Source organism: Asaia sp. SF2.1 (assembly GCF_000505765.1).
Taxonomy (GTDB): domain Bacteria; phylum Pseudomonadota; class Alphaproteobacteria; order Acetobacterales; family Acetobacteraceae; genus Asaia; species Asaia bogorensis.
This window is the reverse complement of record NZ_AYXS01000048.1, coordinates 157,102-159,144: the sequence shown is the minus strand read 5'-3', so window position 1 is coordinate 159,144 and position 2,043 is coordinate 157,102. Positions and strand designations below refer to the sequence as shown.

At 57.1% G+C, this 2,043-nt stretch carries 1 protein-coding gene and 1 pseudogene; both read right to left on the bottom strand.

The annotated features are described in order from the left end of the window. Positions 1 to 229: pseudogene (locus P792_RS37785) on the bottom strand (hypothetical protein); the annotation flags it as partial. Positions 230 to 893: 664 nt separating this feature from the next. After that, the gene (locus tag P792_RS33545) at positions 894 to 1,931 is read right to left on the bottom strand and encodes an ABC transporter permease (protein ID WP_200863493.1); all 1,038 of its coding nucleotides are present in this window, start codon (positions 1,929 to 1,931) and stop codon (positions 894 to 896) included. Positions 1,932 to 2,043 lie beyond the last annotated feature (112 nt).

Below are 2,043 nucleotides of genomic sequence, written 5' to 3'. Positions count from 1 at the left end.
TGAACGCCCAACCGGCGGCCACAAGACTGAGCAGAATGGAGACTGGCAAGGCGATCGCCTTGCGGGCCATGACGGCAAAGCCGACAAAGGCCATCATCAGCCCCAGAAGAATATACGCCCAGCTACCGCCCAGCCAGGCGAGGTCTATACCTCCCAAGGTCAGGCCGACGCCAAGCAGGCCTATGACAAGGCCTACAAAAAAACTCAACACACGTATGGAGCTACTCACGGCTCATCCTCGAGCTAGGCTCCGGGGGAAGGTGTAATCTGAAAGACGAACCCGCCACGCCGCAAGCCAATGGTATTTCGAGCCTCATAGGATCAGTAAAACCATGCCATATAACCTAGCGCAGCACTGGTCCCTGAAGCTCAAGGCATACAGAATATTGGCTCAATATATGAATGAATTGTCATAACAAATTCACCACATCGCAATTTTCACTAAAATTTGTTCGTCAACGTCTGATGATACTGCCGCTCGCTACGCTGAACCGAGCGCTTCGGCATGCGCTATTTGTCATCTTCGGCAGTCGAAATCGTCATCAGACGGGGATATATGCCTGCCGCCGCTTACCGATATGAACACTCCTATAGCGGTCATTACGCTCCCACTCGACAATCCCCGGCCAAGGCGCGGCATTACGCTCGAAGCATATTCCCCGTTCGTCTGAGTTATTTGCGTTCTTCTCGGGGAGGAGTGCCACGTATCCCAGCGTCGAGCCGGTCCAACACACCCTCAATTAACTGAGCAAGCATGAATCTTATGAATGCGGCAGAGCAAAATGATCTCGCTCGGCAAGCTCCCCGTATCGCCTCCAAGGACACCACTTCGCTTGATGACACGTTATTTGATCTGTCGATCAAGAGTCCCAACTTCCGTATTAGATGGTCGTTTAACGCCTCTTTTTGAATGAAGACTGGGCACAGGCCACTCCTATCAGCACCAGCCCCCAGATGGCGAGTGTCAGATAATCGCTGAAGCCGAGCAGATTGAACCCGGTCGCGATCAGCTGAAGCATGATCATGGCCAGAACCAGCCCTGTCACTCGCCCGAAACCGCCATTGGGGTCGACCCCACCCAGAACGGCGGCCAGAACCGTGACAAGCAGATAGGATTTGGCATAGGCAGCACTGGCCGAGTTGAACCGCGCCAGCATCAGGCAGGCAGCGCAGAAGCACAGGAAGCCTGAAAGCGCGTAGATCCTGATTGTCACGCGATCGACATTGACTGCCGAATAGCGTGTGGCCAGCGCATTCGACCCGATCATGCGGATCGAAATCCCGAAGGCCGTATGCTGAAGTAGCAGATGAACGACTCCCGCGACCGCCAGAAAGGCGAGGAAGGCCAGCGGTATCTGGACCAGTGAGGCGTTGCCGATCTGGCCATAAAGGGCCGGCAGGCCCGACACCACCTCACCGCGTGTCAGCCAGATGCTCGTGCCCTCGACAATCGACATGATCCCGAGCGTGACCAGAATAGGATGGACTTTCGTTCGCACGATCAGCCATCCGGTGACGCCCCCCAGCGCCGTCCCCAGCACCGCCCCTGCCATGAGAGCGATCACGATGCAGAATCCCACGTAACCCGCACCATGTCCCTCCAGGGGTAGATGGCCAAGTACCGTCACCATGGCGAGTCCGCAGGCATTGGCAATCGCGATGATCGCCAGATTCAATCCACCCGACATCATGGGAATGGCCATGGCCAGGGCCAGAAGGCCAAGCTGCGGCAGCTGAAACATCATGGAGCGCATGGAACCGAGGCTGAAAAACCCGGGTACGATGAGGCTGAATCCGATGGCGAGCACCAGCGCGGCCAGAGTCTGCCCCGACACAGGCGCAGGAAACAGCCTGCGGAACGGGGTGGCGAGATCAGTCATGGAGGCAGAATGTCCTGTCGTATTCCCGGTGACCGGCAGATTTTCAGACATGGGCTTGCTCCCCCATTGGCGCTTCCTCGACAAGCCGGGAGCGCTTGCGGCTCTGGACCGAGAGGGCCGTAAGCGTCGTGGAGGCGAGAATGATCGCGCCGGTGATGATCTC